Source organism: Prevotella sp. AM23-5 (genome assembly GCF_003473645.1).
In the GTDB taxonomy this organism is placed as follows: Bacteria; Bacteroidota; Bacteroidia; order Bacteroidales; family Bacteroidaceae; genus Prevotella; species Prevotella copri_A.
The window spans coordinates 4,478-6,883 of record NZ_QUCG01000113.1 but is presented as its reverse complement, the minus strand read 5'-3'; the positions used below and the strand labels follow the sequence as shown (position 1 = coordinate 6,883).

1 protein-coding gene and 1 pseudogene are annotated in these 2,406 nt (G+C 34.9%); both read left to right on the top strand.

Annotation, left to right across the window (positions count from 1 at the left end; translation table 11 throughout):
• Positions 1-587: pseudogene (locus DW657_RS16295) on the top strand (hypothetical protein); the annotation flags it as partial.
• A 197-nt stretch (positions 588-784) separates the two neighbouring features.
• Positions 785-2,293 carry a hypothetical protein gene (locus DW657_RS16290; RefSeq protein ID WP_118313448.1) on the top strand — a complete coding sequence of 503 codons (1,509 nt, stop codon included), beginning with the start codon at positions 785-787 and terminating at the stop codon, positions 2,291-2,293.
• The last annotated feature ends 113 nt before the right edge of the window (positions 2,294-2,406 follow it).

Sequence of the window (2,406 nt, the reverse complement as noted above, 5' to 3'; positions counted from 1 at the left end):
TTATGGCAGAATATAATTATTTAGGAAAAACTGGACTTACTACTCTTTGGAACAAATGCAAGAGTATGTTTGTTAAGTCTTCGGAGAAAGGCAAGGCTAATGGTGTTGCAACACTCGATAATAATGGTAATGTGCCTTTGTCGCAGTTAGGCAATGTAGATACCTCCTTTGCGGAAGTAGTTACTGCACTCCCTACAACAGGTATCAAGAAGCATATCTACATGATGAAGACTGGCACCACTGGTGACAAGAACATCTATGCCGAGTATATCTATACTGGTGATGTTGCTGGCACTTACGATGCGACCAAGTGGGAGAAACTGGGCGAGGCTAGTACATCTGTTGACTTGTCTGGCTACGTGAAGACCACAACATTGACAACTGAGCTTGCCAAGAAGGTTGACAAGGTTACTGGCAAGCAGCTTTCTACCAACGACTATACCACTGCTGAGAAGAACAAACTGGCTGTATTGCAGAGAGGGCTAACAACTATGTTCACCCTACCAGTGCAGCTGGAGCCAAGACAGCAGGTCTGTATAAGATTACAACTGATGCCAATGGTCACGTTACTGCTGCCACTACTGTAGGTAAAGCAGACATTACCGGTCTTGGTATTCCTGCAAGTTCTGACTTTGTTGAGATTACGGAGGAGTTCATCAACTCGTTGACTTAACGGTGTCTTTTCTATGAACTTTAGTCCAAGCATATACTCTGTGTGTGATATCCAGGTATAGGCACTAAAGTTATAGTAGAGCCAAATTGTTTTACTTAAAAATTATATACAATGAAGATATTAACTGATACTGGTTTACTGGTGCTTTGGAACAAGATTAAGCAGCTTGTTCTGGGCAACCGTCCATATAACCCTTCCGATTTTTCCGGTAAGGGCTATAAGGTGCTGGAGAAAAATATCCAGACCGTTGGTGGCGTTAAGAAGAACATCCTAACGGCAATTATGCTAAGTGAAGCCAATACCATCTATGAAGTCAGGTATGACTTTGACTTGAATGGGGAGACTATTGAGATGCAGGAGGGATGTACCTTGAAGTTTTGTGGGGGTAGCTTGAAGAATGGTACATTAAAAGGTAATAATTCGATTATTGATTCTCGTTGTGTTCAAATATTTAATGAAGCTTTTGTGATAAACGGCTCTTGGAATGTTCATGAAGCATATCCGGAATGGTTTGGAGCTGTTGGGGATGGAAATGTTGATGATACTAAGGCTATTCAAAAAACATTTGATACTTTTGATCTCATAAGATTATCTCGAAAAGAGTATAAAGTGGAAACGATAGATCAAAAAGGTGTAGTTCTTAATCTACCAAAGAATAAACATCTTATAGGAATGGATATTGACCATAATGCAGAAAATACAATATACTCTCTGCATTGTGAAAACCCTAACGCAAAAGTCATTCTTCAAATAAATAGTGGATGTATTGTTGAAAATATTACTTTGAGAGGTGTTTCACAAAAGGCATCATACAATACCTATAATGATGCACTTCACGGTTTTTGTTGTATTAAAACAAATGGAGAATGCAATAGAATTACTTTAACAGAAGTTCAATGCTTATCTGGAGATGTTGGGTTTTTCCTTATGGCTTATCTCACCAATATTGATCATTGTTATTCATTTTATAACAAAATAGGATTTGCAATAACAGGAAATATTTCAGAAGATGGCAGTATAAAAGTAGAAAATACTACAATAAATATGAGAACATGTTATTGTATATATTGTAACATGTGTGCTTTTTATATAAAGGGAATCATATATTCTAATTTTGAAAATCTTGCAGCAGATGGGTGTGGGCATGATTTAAAGACTATCAATTCATGGGATGATGTAAAAGCTCCATACTATCTTGAATCTCTAAAAGCAGTAAACTTTCTTTCCGTAGGAGCTGAATCATCATTGAAAATGATTAAAACATATAACTGTGTTAATATAGGACTCTATAATATTAATTTTACTTATGGTTTTCATTCAAACGAACAACTTGGAGGAACATATACTCCTGGACATTTATTTGAATTTAAATATAGTTATATTAGAATGGTGGATGCTTATTTGAATATAGGCGGAGTAGCCCCTGACAAAATAAAAGAATTATTGGAAAAAGATACTAACGCTCCTTTAATTTATATTGAAGACAACAAAACTTCTAATATCAAATATAGATTTTATGGATTTGTAGAAAGACTTAAAAAAGATAATATAAAACTAGGAGGTGCTGTAAATATAAATAATGTTTACATAGAAGACTATATTGTTAATAATAATATCTAAGTTCTTATATAAAAATGTTGTGTTATTTAAACTGTATCAATTTGTTTTTGATACAGTTTAAATTCGCTAATAAGTTCTTAATAGAGAACTACAAAAAACTTCTATAGGATAAG